The sequence below is a fragment of the Marinifilum fragile JCM 15579 genome (assembly GCF_001310955.1).
GTDB lineage: Bacteria > Bacteroidota > Bacteroidia > Bacteroidales > Marinifilaceae > Marinifilum > Marinifilum fragile.
This window is the reverse complement of the sequence record NZ_BAZX01000026.1, coordinates 43,693-62,141: the sequence shown is the minus strand read 5'-3', so window position 1 is coordinate 62,141 and position 18,449 is coordinate 43,693. Positions and strand designations below refer to the sequence as shown.

Annotated in this window: 19 protein-coding genes, 1 tRNA gene and 1 rRNA gene; 12 read left to right on the top strand and 9 right to left on the bottom strand. The window is 35.3% G+C overall.

All coding sequences use genetic code 11. The features are described 5' to 3' along the window. Positions 1-61: 61 nt before the first annotated feature. Positions 62-172 (top strand): 5S ribosomal RNA (gene rrf / locus JCM15579_RS15915). Between the two features lie 293 nt (positions 173-465). On the opposite strand, the gene JCM15579_RS15910 is transcribed toward rrf, so the two are convergent. After that, positions 466-539 (bottom strand) — tRNA-Ile (locus tag JCM15579_RS15910). A 100-nt stretch (positions 540-639) separates the two neighbouring features. Here JCM15579_RS15910 and JCM15579_RS15905 point away from each other — a divergent pair. Beyond that, complete coding sequence (locus JCM15579_RS15905) at positions 640-1,269, top strand: HAD family hydrolase (RefSeq protein ID WP_054721562.1); 630 nt, start codon at positions 640-642, stop codon at positions 1,267-1,269. A gap of 2 nt (positions 1,270-1,271) precedes the next feature. On the opposite strand, the gene JCM15579_RS15900 is transcribed toward JCM15579_RS15905, so the two are convergent. After that, positions 1,272-2,057, bottom strand: coding sequence for a hypothetical protein (locus JCM15579_RS15900; RefSeq protein ID WP_054721560.1), 786 nt, complete (start codon positions 2,055-2,057; stop codon positions 1,272-1,274). Positions 2,058-2,129: 72 nt separating this feature from the next. Next, on the bottom strand, positions 2,130-4,091 hold the full coding sequence (ispG, locus tag JCM15579_RS15895) for a (E)-4-hydroxy-3-methylbut-2-enyl-diphosphate synthase (RefSeq protein WP_054721558.1): 1,962 nt from the start codon (positions 4,089-4,091) through the stop codon (positions 2,130-2,132). A 178-nt stretch (positions 4,092-4,269) separates the two neighbouring features. Here ispG and gldA point away from each other — a divergent pair, with 178 nt between their 5' ends. The 6 genes from gldA (at position 4,270) to JCM15579_RS15865 (ending at position 9,421) form a co-directional block, all read left to right on the top strand. Then, positions 4,270-5,181, top strand: a complete 912-nt coding sequence (gene gldA / locus JCM15579_RS15890; protein WP_054721557.1) for a gliding motility-associated ABC transporter ATP-binding subunit GldA — start codon at positions 4,270-4,272, stop codon at positions 5,179-5,181. A gap of 370 nt (positions 5,182-5,551) precedes the next feature. Further along, complete coding sequence (gene metK, locus JCM15579_RS15885; RefSeq protein ID WP_054721556.1) at positions 5,552-6,808, top strand: methionine adenosyltransferase; 1,257 nt, start codon at positions 5,552-5,554, stop codon at positions 6,806-6,808. A gap of 162 nt (positions 6,809-6,970) precedes the next feature. Next, positions 6,971-7,807 carry an alpha/beta fold hydrolase gene (locus JCM15579_RS15880; protein WP_054721555.1) on the top strand — a complete coding sequence of 279 codons (837 nt, stop codon included), beginning with the start codon at positions 6,971-6,973 and terminating at the stop codon, positions 7,805-7,807. After that, positions 7,807-8,304 carry an RNA polymerase sigma factor gene (locus tag JCM15579_RS15875; protein WP_054721553.1) on the top strand — a complete coding sequence of 166 codons (498 nt, stop codon included), beginning with the start codon at positions 7,807-7,809 and terminating at the stop codon, positions 8,302-8,304. Before JCM15579_RS15880 ends, JCM15579_RS15875 begins: the two co-directional genes overlap by 1 nt. Positions 8,305-8,315: 11 nt before the next feature. After that, positions 8,316-8,891, top strand: coding sequence for a hypothetical protein (locus tag JCM15579_RS15870; RefSeq protein WP_054721552.1), 576 nt, complete (start codon positions 8,316-8,318; stop codon positions 8,889-8,891). Positions 8,892-9,103: 212 nt separating this feature from the next. Next, entirely contained in the window at positions 9,104-9,421 is a 318-nt protein-coding gene (locus JCM15579_RS15865; protein ID WP_054721550.1) for a helix-turn-helix domain-containing protein, read from the top strand. 51 nt (positions 9,422-9,472) lie between these two features. Here JCM15579_RS15865 and JCM15579_RS15860 read toward each other — a convergent pair whose 3' ends face one another. The 4 genes from JCM15579_RS15860 to JCM15579_RS15845 are packed head-to-tail and all read right to left on the bottom strand — an operon-like array spanning position 9,473 to position 11,359. Then, positions 9,473-9,835, bottom strand: coding sequence for a GxxExxY protein (locus JCM15579_RS15860; RefSeq protein ID WP_262493535.1), 363 nt, complete (start codon positions 9,833-9,835; stop codon positions 9,473-9,475). 49 nt (positions 9,836-9,884) lie between these two features. Next, positions 9,885-10,229 carry a hypothetical protein gene (locus JCM15579_RS15855; protein WP_157471515.1) on the bottom strand — a complete coding sequence of 115 codons (345 nt, stop codon included), beginning with the start codon at positions 10,227-10,229 and terminating at the stop codon, positions 9,885-9,887. Between the two features lie 8 nt (positions 10,230-10,237). Further along, positions 10,238-10,909, bottom strand: coding sequence for an NAD-dependent epimerase/dehydratase family protein (locus JCM15579_RS15850; protein ID WP_054721544.1), 672 nt, complete (start codon positions 10,907-10,909; stop codon positions 10,238-10,240). 39 nt (positions 10,910-10,948) lie between these two features. Then, positions 10,949-11,359 (bottom strand): OsmC family protein, encoded by a 411-nt coding sequence (locus JCM15579_RS15845; RefSeq protein WP_054721542.1) that lies wholly within the window; start codon positions 11,357-11,359, stop codon positions 10,949-10,951. 159 nt (positions 11,360-11,518) lie between these two features. Here JCM15579_RS15845 and JCM15579_RS15840 point away from each other — a divergent pair, with 159 nt between their 5' ends. The 4 genes from JCM15579_RS15840 (at position 11,519) to JCM15579_RS15825 (ending at position 16,692) form a co-directional block, all read left to right on the top strand. Continuing rightward, positions 11,519-11,716 carry a hypothetical protein gene (locus tag JCM15579_RS15840; protein WP_054721540.1) on the top strand — a complete coding sequence of 66 codons (198 nt, stop codon included), beginning with the start codon at positions 11,519-11,521 and terminating at the stop codon, positions 11,714-11,716. Between the two features lie 376 nt (positions 11,717-12,092). After that, the gene (gene ileS / locus JCM15579_RS15835) at positions 12,093-15,533 is read left to right on the top strand and encodes an isoleucine--tRNA ligase (RefSeq protein ID WP_054721538.1); all 3,441 of its coding nucleotides are present in this window, start codon (positions 12,093-12,095) and stop codon (positions 15,531-15,533) included. Between the two features lie 45 nt (positions 15,534-15,578). Further along, a complete protein-coding gene (locus JCM15579_RS15830; protein WP_054721536.1) occupies positions 15,579-15,953 on the top strand; it encodes a TraR/DksA family transcriptional regulator in 375 nt (124 codons plus the stop codon). A gap of 124 nt (positions 15,954-16,077) precedes the next feature. Next, positions 16,078-16,692 carry a lipoprotein signal peptidase gene (locus JCM15579_RS15825; protein ID WP_054721534.1) on the top strand — a complete coding sequence of 205 codons (615 nt, stop codon included), beginning with the start codon at positions 16,078-16,080 and terminating at the stop codon, positions 16,690-16,692. Positions 16,693-16,736: 44 nt separating this feature from the next. Here JCM15579_RS15825 and JCM15579_RS15820 read toward each other — a convergent pair whose 3' ends face one another. Together JCM15579_RS15820 and JCM15579_RS15815 are read right to left on the bottom strand one after the other, a co-directional pair. Next, entirely contained in the window at positions 16,737-17,123 is a 387-nt protein-coding gene (locus JCM15579_RS15820; RefSeq protein ID WP_054721532.1) for a hypothetical protein, read from the bottom strand. Positions 17,124-17,383: 260 nt separating this feature from the next. Next, positions 17,384-18,247 (bottom strand): Cbp1 family collagen-binding glycoprotein adhesin, encoded by an 864-nt coding sequence (locus tag JCM15579_RS15815; protein ID WP_054721530.1) that lies wholly within the window; start codon positions 18,245-18,247, stop codon positions 17,384-17,386. Positions 18,248-18,449 lie beyond the last annotated feature (202 nt).

Below are 18,449 nucleotides of genomic sequence, written 5' to 3'. Positions count from 1 at the left end.
ATGAGATACTTATACAAATAAGATATATACTCTTAATCACTTCGATTGAGTCAAAACGATTTTAGGTGTTTATTGCAACAAGGATCCACCTCTTCCCATTCCGAACAGAGTAGTTAAGCTTGTTAGCGCCGATGGTACTGCAGAAATGTGGGAGAGTAGGTCGACGCCAACCTTTAAAGGATAGTAAGTCTAAGGATTTACTGTCCTTTTTTTATGCATAGAATTTTCTTTTAATAGGTAGTGGATTGTTGGGGAAAGAGAATTCCCATTTTTTATAGAATTGCATGAGGATATTTCTCTTAATAGTAAACCTCGTTCTTTATTAAATATTGAATTCATCTTTAATGGTACAATCTTTAATAGATATGTATTTTGTGAGAGAGAATTTGCTAGACAAAACCAATAGCAATGAAAACAAACAAAAAAAGCAGCCACAACATTGTTGTAACTGCTTGATTCAGAGGGTGGGCCCACCTGGGCTTGAACCAGGGACCCCCTGATTATGAGTCAGGTGCTCTAACCAGCTGAGCTATAGGCCCTCGAAAAACTTATAAAATAAAAGCAATGTTTTATCTTTGTTTTCGGTGTGCAATATTACATATTTGTATCCAATAATTCAATATTTCAAGGAAAAAAATTATGCAAAAATACGATTCAATACCTAATATTATCTTTGACTTTGGAGGTGTACTATTAAATATAGATCCTCAAAAGGCAGTTAACAGTTTTAAGCAGATCGGTTTACATGATGTAGAATTAATTAAAAGAGAATATTCAGAGAACGGATTGTTTGATAATTTGGAAAAGGGGATTGTATCACCAGAGGAATTTAGGACTCAAATCAGGAATTTTATTTCAAATGGTGTTACTGATGCTGAAATTGACAAAGCTTGGAACTCGATGCTTTTAGATTTGCCTTTTGAGCGTTTAGAGCTTTTAAATCGATTAAAAAAGACCCATAGGATATTTCTACTGAGTAATACTAATATCATCCATTGGGATGCATATATGGGCATGATTCAGGATGTACATGGAGTTTGCCTATCTGATTTTTTTGAAAAGGACTATTATTCGCATAATATGGGATTAAGAAAGCCAGATCAAAGAATATATACGGAAGTTTTGGATGCTGAAGGTTTAATAGCGAGCGAAACATTATTTGTTGATGATATGCTTGCTAATGCCGAAGCTGCAAGATCAGTTGGTATGATTGCTCATCATTTAAAATTAGAGGACGGCGAAACGGTATTGGATTTGTTTTCGGAATAGAATTATTTCTTACGAAAACTTCCCATGGTATTGTCGTAATTGATGTAATATAATCCTGGCTGAAGACTTTCAAGATTGACTTTATTTCCGAAACCTTTAAAAACGATATTTCCATATTTGTCGTAAATCTCGTAAAGAGTTTCGGAAGTAAATAAAAGTTCATCCTTTACTTTTTCAGGTCCAAAACTAACTTTTGGCTTTTTTGACTCATGAGTTATTTTTGGTGAATATTTCGCATTTCCAGTATAATCAGTCTGAGATAGTCGAAAAATATTTTTACCTGTATGCGTTCGGACTTTTAGTTTGTATTTGTTGATGGTTGTCAATCCTCTTCCTTCAACTTCGCCAATAGTGATCCATTTGTTCCAACGGTATTGTTGCACAATAAAGGGTATTGAACCACTTTCTTCTCTTGTGGTCCAATGCAAAATATCGTTTTTATCTACTTCGACAGTTTGAATTTCAAATGTTGATTTTGGTTGTATGGCTTCAGGATTTGCAATACGTGGCAAACACCCACTCTTATAATGTAAAACGATGTTTACTTTTTCGCCGATATCAAAGCCAAATTGCGAAAGATCAATCTCGAATGCACTACTTCCTATTTCATCAGAAGAGGTTTGACCATTGACAGTAACCTGGTAAACACAATACCCTACCCCTGAATCCGAAAAGGGATTCATTACATATACATTTTTCCCAAGGTAGATTCCGCTTAGCTCAAGTTTATCGGCATAAGCAAATGAAAACAGAAAAATGAAAAATATGAGTAAAAGATTCTTTTTCACCTTGATAGATTAGTGCTTAGATCTATCTGCAAGATATGAAACAATGTGTATTAAAAAAAAGAATTAATCAAGTTAATTGATATTATCGTCAATCCAGTCTCCATTGTTTTTAATGATATTCTTTAATTCTTCGATAGCAGTTTCGCTTGGAATGTTCTTGATTAAAACATCATGACCTTTATACAATGATACTTTTCCAGGCCCTGCTCCTACATAGCCGTAATCAACATCGCCCATTTCACCAGGTCCATTTACAATACAGCCCATAACACCAATTTTTAGATGTGTAAGGTGAGAGAATGCCTTTTTCACTTGAGCAACTACTTCTTGCAATTGGAATAGAGTTCTTCCACAGCCTGGACAGGATACAAACTCGGTTTTGGTAGTTCTTACTCGAGCTGCTTGCAAAATCCCAAATTCGGTAGATAAAACTTCATTTTGCGGAAGATTTCCTTGGTTTACAATGCTAACACCATTGCCCAGACCATCAAAAAACAAGCTACCTAAATCAGCAGATGATTTTAAGTGAAGATCTTCCAGGTTTGCATCGGTAAATTCACGTTTAAATATTACCGGAGCCTTACATTTTGCTTGAACCAATTTGAAAACAAAGGCTCTTTGCTCGGCAAAAGCATTTTGATGTTTAGATTTACAAATCAAAACAATCTTTTCATTCTTTTTTAATTTGGAAATGAACTCTTCGCTTAGGTCTGTATATTCACATTCTACAAAATGAATGTTGCTGGCAAATGCTGTAAGATTATCATGAAGAAACTCCTCGGTTTGAAATAGAGGATAGGATTTGTCGGTATACTGATCGGAATATTCCCAACACTCCTGATCAACGATAATTCCTAAATCTTTTGGATAATCGGTGAAAACCGGATCGTAACCACTTACATAGATAAAATCAGCAGCCAAGTTTCCTTTTTCCCATTCCAAAGTATCTTGATCTTGTTTGAATCCCGCTTTTTCAGGCAAATCAGCAGTCAAATATCTTTCGTGAGATAAATCGCAGATAACCACAGGAACTTTTGAACTGCCTATGTTTACTACCAAATTTGTAGATCGTTTGTAAAAATTAATCAAATCAACCTCTGTGTTTTCAACAGGAGTTATTGTAGCGTGATTTTCTTTTGCCAATACGTAATCAACCAATTTTTTACCAACTGGCGATTCGATTTCCGGATCCTCGGTAAGAGAAATTCTAACCGTATCTCCAATTCCATCATTCAACAAAGCGCCTGTTCCAACGGCCGATTTAATTCTTCCATCTTCTCCTTCTCCAGCTTCTGTTACACCTAGGTGTAAAGGGAAATGCATATGTTCCTTTTCCATTTCGCAAACCAACAAACGAACGGTTTTCACCATCATTACCGTATTGCTCGACTTAATAGAAATGGCAACATCTGTAAAGTTTTGCTCTTTACAAATGCGAAGAAATTCTAAGGTGGCTTCAACCATTCCTCTTGGTGTATCACCGTAACGACTCATAATTCGATCTGACAATGATCCATGATTGGTGCCAATTCGAAGAGCCGTATTGTGTTCCTTGCAAATGCGAATTAGTGGAATAAATTTCTCACGAATCTTCTCTAAATCCTCCTGATATTTTATATCTCCGTATTCGCTGTTTTTGAAATCGGCACGTTTGTCCACAAAGTTTCCTGGATTAATTCGAACCTTGTCAACATATTTTGCAGCAATTGAAGCTGCTTTGGGGTTAAAATGAATGTCGGCAACCAAAGGGGTTTCATATCCTCTTTTTACCAATTCTTCTTTAATGAATTTTAAGTTCTCAGCTTCTTTCGTTCCCTGTGTAGTTAAACGAACATATTCTGCTCCCGACTTTATCATTCTAATTGCTTGCTCAACACTAGCTTCGATATCATTTGTATCGGTGTTGGTCATCGATTGAATTCGAATAGGATTGTTGCTACCCATTGGGGTGTTGCCAATGTTTGATTCGCTTGATTCGCGACGGGAATAATTGAAAAGATCTTTACAGAAATTATTATGCTGTGAAAAACTCATTGTTATTGATTTGAATTGAACCACAAAGGTAGTTATTTCAAGAATGATTTATGAATTAGCTATTATGAATTACAAGGGAAACAAAGCGAGAATGATTAAATTCACAGCAAATAAGATTTTTTTAACTTTAAGTTTTGATAACAAGAAGTATTTAAAGTACTAGTTCAAACCCAGTTTTATGTCGATTAAAGTTCAGGAAGTAAGCAAACTATACGGAAAACAAAAAGCACTTGACCAAGTTAGCTTTGAAATTAACCAGGGAGAAGTTGTTGGATTTTTAGGACCCAATGGTGCGGGAAAATCCACAATGATGAAGATTATTACTGGTTTTATTCCACAATCTTCCGGTTTGGTTGAAGTAAATGGATTGAATATAGAGGAGCATTCTTTGGAAGTGCGAAAGCAAATTGGATATTTGCCAGAGCATAATCCGCTTTACTTGGAGATGTATGTGAAAGAATATCTCGATCATGTTGCATCCATATACAAATTGGGGAAAGTAAAAAAGTCTAGAATTGCTGAGATGATTGACCTTACTGGACTTGGCTTGGAACAAAACAAAAAGATTGGTGCACTTTCGAAAGGATATCGACAAAGGGTAGGAATTGCACAGGCTTTAATACACGATCCGAAAGTGGTGATTCTGGATGAACCAACTACAGGTTTGGATCCTAATCAATTGGTCGAAATTAGAAATTTGATTCAGGAAATTGGGAAACAGAAAACCGTTATGCTTTCTACTCACATCATGCAGGAGGTTGAAGCCTGTTGTGAACGTGCCCTAATTATCAACAAAGGAAATTTGGTTGCCGATAAAAAGATTGAAAATCTAAGTTCCGAATTGTCTTCAAAGATGATTGAAGTTGAATTTTCTAGTGATATTTCGTTGGATATCCTAAGTCAGCACAAGGGAATTAAGGAGGTAATTTCTTTGGGAGATAACAAGTTTCGCATTTCAAGTTCTGATGATATCCGTAAAGACATTTTTCAAATGGCCGTAAATAACAATTGGGAACTACTTGAAATGAAGAGCAAAACTCAAAGACTGGAAGACTTGTTTCATCAGTTAACAGTTAACGATGATCAGTAATCAGTTATTTGTTTGAGATTCCGACTGAGGTTCGGATTCTCTCTAATTAAAATCTTGGCAAATTAAGACTTATAACTCTTTATTGGCGCGGAACTCCCTGTTTTACAGCATTAGCATTTGTTAAAAAGCATTAAAAACTCTTGGTATAATATTGTTTCTTTGCGAAATAATGTTTTCCTTTGCCGAGAATTAAGTGGAAAGATTTGGCTGCTTGCAACCACAGAAAAAAATGCTAAATGGTGTTATTATCCTTTTTCTGCGTTAATACAACAACCAATTGCTTTCCCGTAAGTTTTATTTATACAGTACTTGAGGTCTGGGGGACTTATTTGATTAAGTAGACTTTTCTGTGCTCAAAACTTTAAAAATTATGGGATATTTATTTACATCAGAATCTGTTTCTGAAGGACATCCAGACAAAGTATCTGATCAGATTTCAGATGCCATTTTGGATAAACTACTGGCTTTTGATCCTAATTCTAAAGTTGCAGTTGAAACTTTGGTTACTACTGGTCAGGTAGTAATTGCCGGTGAGGTAAAAACAAAAACTTATATTGATATTCAGGAAACTGCTCGTAAGGTGATTAACCGTATTGGTTACACAAAAAGCGAATACATGTTCGATGGATCATCTTGTGGTGTTTTAAATGCGCTTCACGAACAATCAGATGATATCAATCGTGGTGTAGATCGTGAAGATCCAATGACTCAAGGCGCTGGTGACCAGGGAATGATGTTCGGTTATGCTTCTAAAGAAACTGATGACTACATGCCATTGTCACTTGAATTGTCGCATCGTTTGTTGATTGAGTTGGCTGCCATTCGCCGTGAAGGAAGAGAGATGACTTATCTTCGTCCTGATTCAAAATCGCAGGTTACCATTCAGTATAACGATCAGGATGCTCCTGAAAGAGTTCATACGATTGTGGTTTCTACTCAGCACGATGACTTTGGTCCAAACGATGAGTTGATGTTACAAAAAATCAAGAAAGATGTTCGTAACATTCTTATTCCTCGTGTAATTAAGCAATTGCCAGAAAGAGTACAAGCTCTATTCGACGATGAGTTTATTTTGCACGTAAACCCAACCGGTAAGTTTGTGATTGGTGGCCCTCATGGTGATACTGGATTAACAGGTCGTAAGATTATTGTTGATACTTATGGAGGTAAAGGTGCTCATGGTGGTGGTGCTTTCTCAGGAAAAGATCCTTCGAAAGTGGACCGTTCTGCAGCTTATGCTTCGCGTCATATTGCTAAGAATATGGTTGCAGCTGGTGTTACCGATGAAATTTTGGTACAACTTTCATATGCAATTGGAGTTGCTGAACCTGTAGGAATTTACGTTGACACTTACGGCAAGTCGAATGTAGAATTAAGCGATGGTGAAATTGCAGAGAAGGTAAAAGAACTTTTTGATCTTCGCCCAGCAGCAATTGAGCAGCGTTTGAAATTGCGTAATCCAATTTACGAAGAGTCTGCAGCATATGGTCACATGGGACGTACGCCAAAAACCATTACCAAGAAATTCGAATCTCCATATTTCGGAAATATCGAAAAAGAAGTTGAATTGTTTACTTGGGAAAAACTTGACTATGTTGAGAAAGTAAAAGAAGCTTTCAACTTATAAGATAATCACAAAATATATTGAGAAGCCATTCCTTTTTTGGAGTGGCTTTTTTTTATGCTTTAAACTGATTAGAAAAAAAATGAGAAAATTTTTTCGACAAGTGTAACATTTGAAAAAGATGTGCATCAAAAGGGCAAACAAACAAATTAAAATTTTAGAATCATGAAATCATTAATTGTATCATTAGCCTTAGTATTTATTGTCAATTTTTCTCTTTTAGCTCAAATTAGTTCAATTCAAGTTGAAGTTGTTGGACAAGGAGATCCAGTTTTATTGCTACCAGGTTTTACTTGTCCGGGAGAAGTTTGGGCTGAAACCGTTGAGAAAATTTCTCGGAATCACGAATGTCACCTTGTTAGCTATGCCGGATTTGGTGATGTGCCTGCAATTGACAGCATGTGGTTAACTACCGTTAAAAAGGATATCGATCAGTACATTCGGAAAAATGGGTTTTCAAGAATCTCAATTGTTGGTCATAGTATGGGAGGTACTTTGGCTTTGTGGTTGGCCTCGGAAAAGCAATTTGATATTAAAAAATTATTAATCGTTGATGCATTGCCATGCATGGGAGCGATGATGATACCAAATTATTCAAGCGATAAAATAAGCTACAATACCGAATATAATAACAACTTGCTTAAAATGAATGATGAAGACTTCAGAGGAATGGCAATGAATTTTGCAGTGTTTATGAGCAAATCGACCTCGAGACATCAACAAATTGTGGATTGGATGACTAAAGCAGATCGCAAAACTTATGTATATGGTTTTACCGATTTATTAAAATTGGATTTGAGAGAAGATATTAAGAATATTGAATCGCAAGTCGTTATATTAGCTGCAGCTAACCCAAGCAAAAGTATGGTTGAAGGTGTTTACAACAACCAGTTTGCTGCACTTAAAAGCAAAGAGATTGTTTACATAGAAAATTCAGCACACTTCATCATGTTCGATCAGTTCGAAACCTATATGAATGAATTGAAACAACTTTTAAACTAATGAACCAATCATTTAATACGCTTTACAAAGAAAACTACACTAAAGTTTATCGTTTGTGTATGACCTATGTGTCAGGAAATGAAGCTTTGGCTGATGATTTATCACAGGAGGTGTTTGTAAAAATTTGGCAAAATCTGGATCAATTCAAAAATGAGTCGCAAGTAAGTACATGGATATACCGAATAACAGTGAATACCTGTTTAATGCATCTGCGCAAGATTAAGAAAACGCAGGAAAAAATTACCGATCAAGTACCTGAAAGTTTATACGAAGATCAGGAAGATGATAGGGATGAAAGATTAAAAATGCTGCGTGCTTGCATAAAGAAATTAAACGAAATGGGTAAGATATTAATTTCACTAGTCTTGGAAGAGGTCCCACAAAAGGAAATTGCCGAAGCAGTTGGTTTATCAAACGAGAATGTAAGAGTTCAAATTCACCGTAACAAAGGAAAACTCTTCAAATGTATGACTAGTAAAAAAAAACAAAACGCTTAACGCCTTGAACAATGAATAATTTCAAAGATATAAAATCAATATACGATAACCAGAAGTCCCCAGAGCCAACAAAAGTGCCAAAGGAGCTTAAAAAACGAATCAAAAAAGCCGATCATTTGGTCAACAATAGTCACATTAAAAATATAATCATTCTATCAATTACAGCATTGGCTATTATAGGAATTGATCTATTTTACTTTACATCAACAAGTGTATTATTCGAAGTTGGAATTATTACCATGATTATGGCTTTGGTCATTAGAATTACAATTGAGCTGTTTAGTTATCGAAGAAAAAAGAGCTTGAATATACTTTGTCAATCCGATCAATTCATTTCCGATTTGAAAGCTTTTTATCAATGGCGCAAGAAGATTCATAAATACCCAACTTATCTGACCTTTTCGCTTTATGTAATTGGTGTAGGATTACTATTTATAGAGTTTTACAAGTATTTGTCTGCCTTCTGGTTTAAATTTTTCCTTGTTGAGTTTGTAGTAATCATTGTGGTGTTGATATTTTTCATCAGGAAGAAAATCAAAAAAGAAATCAATACATTAAATGAAATGATAGAATTGTATGAAATTTAATAATCAGATATTCTAAAGGTGAGCCATTCCTATTAGGGATGGCTTTTTTTATTATAAATGGATTATGCTATTTAAAATATGTGTGATAACAAAAGATAAATAGAATCGAACCAATGAAATGTAGAATATATCAAGGTATAGATAAAATTAAATTATAATAAGTAGATAAAATTTTATAAATTGTTCGTTATTATATCTAAAAGGATAAAATCATGAAGGTTTCTACGAAAGAATCTCCCTCTTTACATGTTAATGAATTAATTATTGAAGAGATGAATCGGCAAGGAGTAACAGCTCTCGAGTTATCCAGAAAATTAGGAATTAATGTAAATACAGTTTATCAAATACTAAAGCGAAATAGTATTAAAACCGATAGACTATGGGAGATTTGTGAAATATTACAAATTAATTTCTTCAGAATACTTGCTGACAAGATTGAAATTGCTAATCCCGTTGATGACCGTTTGGCAAAGTTAGAATCAGAAAATAACACCTTGAAAGAAGTAATTAGAATGTTGGGGGGAAAGTGATTTCCACGCAAAGAACGCAAAGAATTAATACGGTAAGAACGCAAAGATTAATTACAGATTATTTACGACACGATGAATACTGTTTTTTAGAGTTTTACTATTAAAGTTTATTAGTAAACCAAGTCGTTTATCAGACAATTGGAGATAAGTTAGCAGTTGAGCAAAATGTACAGGAAGCAAATTTTCAACTGCTTTAATTTCTACAATTACTTTTTCTTCAACTAATAAATCTAACCTATACCCAATATCTTGCTTAACCTCTTTATAGATGAAAGGCATTGGAACTTGTGTTTTTACTTTTAACCCAATTTCATTTAAGTCAAAAGCAAGGGCATGTTCATAAGCTGATTCCAATAGTCCAGGTCCAACCGTTTTGTGTAATTCTATTGCTCGTCCAATTATTTGATATGAAATTTCGTTTTCAGTTATGACGTAAATATTGTCTCTTTGCGTTCTTACCGTATTAATTCTTTGCGTTCTTTGCGGGGATTGGATAATGCTGCACCGTATCCTTTATACTTTTTTCAATATCAATAAACTCAAAGTTTAAGGCATCTTTAATTTTTTGATTCGAATACTTCCTGATGTTGTGCGAAGCGCGAGCAGTTTCTTTTGTGAAACTTGGCTGTTTGAACAAAAATATCTTCTGCAGAGAAGCCAATCGCCATCCAATTTCAGTCATTTTTGGAGAAGCATATTTTGTAGGTCCTTCCAATCCAATATGTTTTGCGATGGTCTTAAATATAAATTCATAAGTACAGTCGTCGCCGTTTAAAATAAAGCGCTCGTTTACAATGTCACTTTCCATCAATTGAATCATGCTTTACTTACATCTCTAACGTCAACATAGCCAGTAATTCCCCTTGTAAAATATTTTAACCCTTTGGCAACAGTACTAAATAATAGCGAGCTGCCTTTATCCCATTGGCCCGGACCCAAAATAATGGATGGATTTACAATTACAGCATTCAAGCCTTCCTCAATTCCGCGCCATACTTCCAATTCCGATTGAAATTTACTAAGCGAATAACCCGAGCGTTTATCTTCCGGACTCCAGGGAGTGGTTTCGTTTACAGTGTCTTCACCTTCTTCGGGAGTTCCCAGTGCAGCAATGGAACTTACCATACAAAACTTGCGGATATTGTTGTCGATACAAGCATTTACCAGGTTTCGGGTTCCTTCTACATTAATATCTAGAAGGTTCTTTTTGTCTTCTTTCTTGAAGGAAACCAAAGCTGCACAGTGGTAAACATCTTTTACACCTTCCAAGGCCTCTTCCAAAGAATCGGGATCCAACATATCTCCATCAAACCATTCAATCGATTCGAAAAGTTGATCGGCATCTTTTGAGTAAAAGGAAAAGGTTTTTCGAACCAAATCGATATTGCTGCTCGATCTTTTTAAAGCACGAACTTTATTGCCATTTTTTAGTAAATCAAACAGTAGATGCGAACCAACAAGACCGGTTCCTCCAGTAACTAAAATCATTTGATGGAGATTTTTAATATTTTAAAAAAGGGGTGAAAATTATTTCACCCAGTTCATTTTAATTGTCTGCTTTAAGTGATCATGCACACTCAAAGGTACAGGACTTGTTCCTGCAACCGATTCAATAATTTTTTTCTCTTCGTCAGTATATTCTTTATCAGGGAAATTGAATTCAACAATTACCTCTGAAACTCTGCGAGGGTCGCTAGCCATGATTTTTGTAATGTCCAGTTCAGTACCTACAATATCGATATTATTATCGCGAGCAACGATTCCCATAATGGTCATGATGCAAGAACCCAAAGAGGTAGCTAACAAATCGGTTGGAGAGAAAGCTTCTCCTTTACCTCTGTTATCGGTTGGCGCATCAGTAAAAATTTTGTTTCCTGATTGTAAGTGAACGCATTCTGTTCGTAAATCACCCAAATATTTGGATTTTATAGTTGTCATGATATTTTGAATTAAAATTTAAAGCTAAATATATCTATTAATTCCGAATTATATATACCCAATTTGGCAGGCCTTATTTGTGGCTTTTTTTTCAAATTAAACCCACCCTCTTTTCATTTAGAATTGTATAAGCTCATATAAATTTAATTTTTTATAAAAATGAAAAAGCCATACGAATACTTACTTTTTACAGGGGTGAATTTAATTGTAATTTTCATCACCATTTCAATACTAAACTACATTATTAAAGACAAGTTTGATAGCTGGGATAATGCAATCTCTAGTATTGTAATTACCGCTGCATTGTTTCTAATGCATATTTTAGGATTGGATAAAGTAAAAAAGAAGAAAGGATAATGAAGAAATTCTCGTATGAATATTAATTTACTTGTATACCTCCATACTATGATTATTTGGAGGTATTTTTAGGAATATACTTTTAAATTTAAAATATTCGTTATGCTTTTATTTCAGATTATAAGTATTCACACTTTCAATTCGTATCCTAAGGTTTGATATGCTGATTAAAAAATGGTTAGCTGCCTGAATATGCAGAAGATATGGTCTGAGGCTCCTGTATTTTTTCTATATTTGTAAACTTTTTATTCTAAATGTCATTCTTAGGCATTAAATAAGAATGAAAAATATTTGTTAATCAGTGTTGCTTGACCACAAATCACAAGGAATACGGATGTTAATCAGAATTTGAGAATTCAAGATAAAATTAATATAAATGAGCACTAAATTTCCAGAGTACAAAAACTTTGATCTTTCTCAGATCAATAAGGATATCTTAAAAGATTGGGAAGAAAACAAGACTTTTGAAAAGAGTTTGGAAACCCGCGAGGGCCATCCATCTTTTGTTTTCTATGAAGGACCTCCTTCGGCTAACGGAATGCCAGGTATTCACCACGTAATGGCTCGTGCGCTTAAGGATATTGTGTGTAGATACAAGACACTTAAGGGATTTCAGGTGAATCGTAAAGCAGGATGGGACACTCATGGTCTTCCTGTTGAACTTGGCGTAGAGAAAGAACTGGGAATTACTAAAGAAGATATTGGTACTAAGATTTCTGTTGATGAGTACAACGAAGCTTGTAGAACCAATGTAATGAAATACACCCGCGAGTGGGAGGATTTGACTTCGAAAATGGGATACTGGGTGAATATGGAAGATCCATATATCACTTACGATAACCGTTACATCGAAACACTTTGGTGGTTGTTAAAGCAATTGTTCGAGAAAGATTTACTTTACAAAGGATACACAATCCAGCCATTCTCGCCAGCTGCAGGTACAGGTTTGTCTACTCACGAGCTGAACCAGCCAGGGTGTTACAAGGATGTGAAAGATACCACTGCAGTGGGGATGTTTAAAGTAGCTCGCGACGAGAAGAGTGAGTTCTTATATGAAGGTATTGATTGCGATGCTTACTTTATTGCATGGACAACTACTCCTTGGACACTTCCATCGAATACTGCTTTGGCTGTTGGTCCTAAGGTTGATTACGTTCGTGTTCGCACTTTCAATCCATATACAGGAATTCCTTGTGTAGTAATTCTTGCAAAAGATTTGTTCTACAATTTCTTCGATAAAAAATATGAAGGTCTTGAGTTGGGCGAATACCAAGCGGGAGACAAGCGTTTGACTTATAAAACTCTTTCGGAGCACAAAGGAACCGATTTGGAAGGAATCCGTTATGAGCAATTGATGCCATTGGTGAAGCCAGAAGGTGATGCTTTCCGCGTAATTCTTGGTGATTTCGTAACCACCGAAGATGGTACCGGTATTGTACACATTGCTCCTACTTTTGGTGCGGATGATGATAGAGTAGCGAAAGCAGCTGATATTTCTCCACTAATTCTTCGCGATAAGGAAGGTAAGATGCAGCCAATGGTTGATCGTACTGGTAAATTCTTCTTAATTGAAGATTTGGATCCTGAGTTTGTAAAGAACTATGTGAATGTTGAAGCTTATGGTGAGTATGCAGGTCGCTTTGTAAAGAACGCTTACGATCCAAACTTAACTGAGAAAGATGCTACTTTAGATGTTGATATCTCTGTTGCTTTGAAGAAGGACAGCCTTGCATTTAAAGTAGAGAAACACGTTCATAACTATCCACACTGTTGGAGAACTGATAAGCCTGTATTGTATTATCCATTGGATTCTTGGTTTATCAAGACTACGAATGTTCGCGATCGTATGATCGAACTAAATAAAACCATTAACTGGAAACCTCAATCAACTGGTGAAGGTCGTTTCGGAAAATGGTTGGAAAATCTACAGGACTGGAACCTTTCTCGTTCTCGTTACTGGGGAACTCCACTTCCTATTTGGGTGAGCGAAGATCGTACAGAAATGAAATGTATTGGTTCAGTTGCTGAGTTAAAGGCAGAGATTGAAAAATCAATCGAAGCTGGTTTCATGACTGAAAACATTCTTGCTGATTACGTTGAAGGAGATAACAGCAAAGCGAATTACGAAAAATTCGACTTGCACCGTCCATATGTTGATGGCGTTTATTTGGTTTCAGATTCAGGCAAGAAATTGGTTCGTGAATTAGACTTGATCGACGTTTGGTTCGATTCAGGAGCGATGCCATATGCACAGCAGCACTATCCATTCGAAAACAAAGAGGAATTCGACAAGTTGTTCCCGGCACAGTTTATTGCGGAAGGTGTTGACCAGACTCGTGGATGGTTCTTTACCCTGCATGCAATTGCGACGATGTGTTTCGATGGTGTTGCTTTCGAAAATATCATCTCTAATGGTTTGGTATTGGATGCAAAAGGTAACAAGATGTCTAAGCGTCTTGGAAACGCTGTTGATCCATTCGAAACCATCGAGAAATATGGTTCAGACCCATTGCGTTGGTACATGATAACAAATGCTCAACCATGGGATAACCTAAAATTTGATTTAGGCGGTGTTGAAGAAGTTCGTCGTAAATTCTTCGGTACACTATATAATACATACTCATTCTTCCAGCTTTACGCTAATATTGATGGATTTAATTATTCAGATGCTGATATCAAGATGGAAGAGCGTCCTGAGATAGACCGTTGGATTCTTTCTCTTTTGAATTCTTTGATTAAGGAAGTTGAAGAGTGTTACGAATCTTACGAGCCAACTCGTGCTGGTAGAGCAATTCAGAATTTCGTAAATGAAAACCTTTCTAACTGGTACGTGCGTTTGTGTCGTAAGAGATATTGGGGTGGAGAGTACGACGCTGATAAGATTTCAGCTTACCAGACACTTTACAAGTGTTTGGAAACCATTTCAATTCTTGCATCACCAATTGCTCCATTTTATATGGATCAATTGTTCAAAGATTTGAATTCTGTAACTGGTCGTTACACAGTAGAATCTGTTCACTTGGTTGATTTCCCTAAATATAATGAGGAAGAAATCGATAAGGACCTTGAGGAAAGAATGGATATGGCACAGAAGATTTCTTCTATGTCGTTAGGATTGCGTCGTAAGGTGAAAATCCGTGTTCGTCAGCCACTTCAAAAGATCATGATTCCGATTTTGGATGAAACGATGGTTCCTCAATTAGAGGCTGTTAAGAATATCATTCTTTCAGAAATTAATGTGAAAGAAATGGAATTCATTACGGATACTTCAGGTGTATTGGTGAAGAAAATCAAGCCAAACTTTAAGACTTTAGGTCCTAAGCATGGTAAAATCATGAAGCAAATTGCTGCTGCTATTGGTCAAATGACTCAAGAGGATATCGTGGCATTTGAGAAGGCTGGGGAATATGCAATTACTGTAAATGATGAGAATGTAGATCTTACTCTAGAGGATGTTGAAATCATTTCGGAAGATATTCCAGGATGGTTGGTTGCCAATGAAGGGAAACTTACTGTGGCAATGGACGTAAACATTACCGATGAGTTGAGACAAGAAGGTATAGCACGTGAATTTATCAACAGAATTCAAAACCTTAGAAAGGATAGCGATTTTGATGTTACCGATAAGATCAAGCTTGAAATTATGATGCATGATTCTATCAACAATGCGGTACTCGCTCATAAAGAATACATTGGGAGCCAAACTTTGGCTGTGAGTGTTGAATTGGTAGAAAAATTAGCTGAAAACGAAGCGAAGGCGGTAGAGATAGAACAAGGTGTAGAAAGCTTCATTAAGATTGAAAAAGTTAGTGAATAATCGATTTTTTGTTATCTTTAGAAAACGAATAAAACTATAGAAACAATGACAGAAAAGAAGCGATATACAGACGAGGAGTTACAAGAGTTTAAAAAATTAATAATCTCTAAACTTGAGAAGGCCAAGAAGGATTACGAAACATTGAAAGCTGTTATTTCTAACAGCTCAGGTAATGATATTGAAGATACATCTCCAACTTTTAAAGTATTGGAAGAAGGTGCATCAGTTCTTTCTAAAGAGGAAGCTGGCCGATTGGCACAGCGCCAGGCAAAGTTTATTTCTCATCTTGAAGGAGCTTTAATTCGAATCGAGAATAAAACTTATGGTATTTGTCGTGAAACTGGTAAGCTAATTGCTCCAGAAAGATTACGAGCAGTGCCTCACGCTACTTTAAGTATCGAAGCTAAAAACAAGCAGTAAAGTATTCAACTGAATATAGAAAATGATTGGAAGAGTATATTCTTCCAATCATTTTTGTTTAGAAGTTAAGGTTTTCTTTTCTTTAAAGCCTGAAAAACACGAACAAAACATTTAAAGTTAAGATATGTCGCTATTTAAAAAATCGGTAGCATTTATTGTAGTACTTCTGATTTTAGATCAGGTGCTAAAAATTTGGATTAAAACCAACATGATGTTGGGAGAATCTTACCATATTTTTGGTGATTGGTTTCAAATCTATTTCATCGAGAACAATGGAATGGCATTTGGAATGGAGTTAGAAGGCGAATGGGGAAAAATGCTCTTAAGTTTGTTTCGCATTATAGCTGTTTTCGGAATTGGCTGGTACTTGCTGGATATTTGTAAGAAGAAAGCTCCCACTGGATTGATTATTGCTATTTCGCTGATTTTTGCTGGTGCTATGGGTAACATTATCGATAGTGCTTTCTATGGCATGGTATTTAATGATAGCTATTACCAGGTTGCTCAATTTATGCCTGAAGGAGGTGGATATTCAAGTTTTTTGCATGGAAAAGTTGTTGATATGCTATATTTCCCATTGATAGAAGGAAATTTCCCGGATTGGTTTCCAATTTGGAAAGGCGAACACTTTATTTTCTTCCGTCCGGTATTTAATGTAGCCGATTCATACATCACCATTGGTGTTGCATTTATTTTGTTGTTTCAAAGAAACTATTTCGTAAAAGACGAAAAGAACTAACGAAACTATATTGCAAATAAAAAAAGCCCTTTAAAGGGCTTTTTTTATGACTTGGCTTGTGCAGCTTTTCTTCTACGTTGTGCTCTAAAATAATTAATCTGACTTTGTAAGCTCCATATACCTCCAAGGATAACTACAAGGAAAATCCATTGCTTACGTCCCCAGCCTGCATCTCCAAAAATTCCTTTTGAGAGCATTACAATTGCTGTAATTACCAATAAACTGGTTAAAAGAGCTGCAACATGACCAATGGCTGCATTTTCCTTTCTGATTCCGGGTGTACAAAAAAATAAGATTACTCCAAAGAATAGTGGAATAAGTGCTGTAAATTGCCAATCTCCTATTTCGTAGTACCTTGCAATAAAACCAAATGCTCCTGCCAAAATCAATACCAACGAGTATACTTTGTTAATTTGATATGCTTCTTTCATATTTGTTATTTTTATTTAGAAAAAATCTAAATACTAAAATACAAAAACTCAGGAACATTCAAAATGAACTTGACAAATGTTTGCCGATTAGCATTTAATTCTTGTCGCTATATCAATAAGTTCACATCATTTATTACTGATCTTTGAACATCTATTGGCCTAAACCTAAATCATTTCGAAATTCATAAGGTATAAAATAAGAAAGGCCGCCCTACTGGACAGCCTTTCTTGGACAACCTTAAAACTCAACCATGAATTGATTATCGTACCGCAACTACTAAATACTTTGAAGACTTCCAGAACTCAGCTGGATCAAGAATAGTAATTCCTTCAACCGAATCAGTTCCCTCAACCTTATAAGAACCTGTTGGATGACTTGTTACTAAACTAATCTTCTTTCCTTTTACAGGAATCGTAGTAGTTTGCGTGATATCAATTTTTTTAAATTCACTTTCTTTAAAATCTTCATTAAGAACAGCAGTTGTACCAATTCCGATGAATCCACCATCTTTGGTAATTACATTCTTTTCTTTCAATTCTCTGCTGGTTCCACAAATGTAATAACCGGTATTAAGAGCAGCTGTTTTGTCAGCAATCTCTTTTGTTTTAGTTTCATTTTCTGTATTCAGAGCCATTACCGTACCGTTTAATTCGGTTACTTGTCCGTTTAAGTTTTCAACTTCAATGTTTAGCTGAGAAACCTTTTCGTTTAAAGCGACAATTTCTGTTTCTTTTGTTTCTAATTTCGTTTTTAAACGATCGGTAAGCTTACGTAGCTTTGAATTTTGATACCAACTATTATTTAATTTCTTCTCTAAATCAGAAATTTTTTCTCTGTTTTGCTCTAATAAGTTATTGATTGAAGTAAGATCACTAGCAATCTTTTGCTTCTGCGATTTATTAGGATTCTCAGAGTTTACTGATATAATTGTTTCCTTTTCTTTAATAATTTCAAGATTCTCTTCAATGGTATTTAAAGACTCAATAAAATCGTTAATTGTAGAATCTTTTTGCTTAGCCATTGAAGTTAGCTGTTGATTCTGCTCTCTTAGCTGCTTTAACTCTTTTTGGTTACATGCCACAAAAAATGGTAAAATCAACAATACTAATGCTAGACGTTTCATATAAATAAATTTTAGAGATTAGGTTTCGCAATGTGTGTATTAGTTATATGTGAATATCGTGCCGAAATCAATTTTATTTTAAATTAAATTAACTAATGATGCATAAGTGTCATTAAATCAAGCGTAAAATAATGAGTGTTGTAATTGTGAATTTCATGCCACAATATTGTAAGAAATTAAAAATGTAGAATTATTCTACACT

Excerpts from the sequence above, each read along its gene's own strand:
- JCM15579_RS15905 (WP_054721562.1), top strand. The coding sequence starts at position 640 with ATGCAAAAATACGATTCAATACCTAATATTATCTTTGACTTTGGAGGT.
- ispG (WP_054721558.1), bottom strand. The coding sequence starts at position 4,091 with ATGAGTTTTTCACAGCATAATAATTTCTGTAAAGATCTTTTCAATTAT.
- gldA (WP_054721557.1), top strand. The coding sequence starts at position 4,270 with ATGTCGATTAAAGTTCAGGAAGTAAGCAAACTATACGGAAAACAAAAA.
- metK (WP_054721556.1), top strand. The coding sequence starts at position 5,552 with ATGGGATATTTATTTACATCAGAATCTGTTTCTGAAGGACATCCAGAC.
- JCM15579_RS15880 (WP_054721555.1), top strand. The coding sequence starts at position 6,971 with ATGAAATCATTAATTGTATCATTAGCCTTAGTATTTATTGTCAATTTT.
- JCM15579_RS15875 (WP_054721553.1), top strand. The coding sequence starts at position 7,807 with ATGAACCAATCATTTAATACGCTTTACAAAGAAAACTACACTAAAGTT.
- JCM15579_RS15870 (WP_054721552.1), top strand. The coding sequence starts at position 8,316 with ATGAATAATTTCAAAGATATAAAATCAATATACGATAACCAGAAGTCC.
- JCM15579_RS15865 (WP_054721550.1), top strand. The coding sequence starts at position 9,104 with ATGAAGGTTTCTACGAAAGAATCTCCCTCTTTACATGTTAATGAATTA.
- JCM15579_RS15855 (WP_157471515.1), bottom strand. The coding sequence starts at position 10,229 with ATGGAAAGTGACATTGTAAACGAGCGCTTTATTTTAAACGGCGACGAC.
- JCM15579_RS15850 (WP_054721544.1), bottom strand. The coding sequence starts at position 10,909 with ATGATTTTAGTTACTGGAGGAACCGGTCTTGTTGGTTCGCATCTACTG.
- JCM15579_RS15845 (WP_054721542.1), bottom strand. The coding sequence starts at position 11,359 with ATGACAACTATAAAATCCAAATATTTGGGTGATTTACGAACAGAATGC.
- JCM15579_RS15840 (WP_054721540.1), top strand. The coding sequence starts at position 11,519 with ATGAAAAAGCCATACGAATACTTACTTTTTACAGGGGTGAATTTAATT.
- ileS (WP_054721538.1), top strand. The coding sequence starts at position 12,093 with ATGAGCACTAAATTTCCAGAGTACAAAAACTTTGATCTTTCTCAGATC.
- JCM15579_RS15830 (WP_054721536.1), top strand. The coding sequence starts at position 15,579 with ATGACAGAAAAGAAGCGATATACAGACGAGGAGTTACAAGAGTTTAAA.
- JCM15579_RS15825 (WP_054721534.1), top strand. The coding sequence starts at position 16,078 with ATGTCGCTATTTAAAAAATCGGTAGCATTTATTGTAGTACTTCTGATT.
- JCM15579_RS15820 (WP_054721532.1), bottom strand. The coding sequence starts at position 17,123 with ATGAAAGAAGCATATCAAATTAACAAAGTATACTCGTTGGTATTGATT.
- JCM15579_RS15815 (WP_054721530.1), bottom strand. The coding sequence starts at position 18,247 with ATGAAACGTCTAGCATTAGTATTGTTGATTTTACCATTTTTTGTGGCA.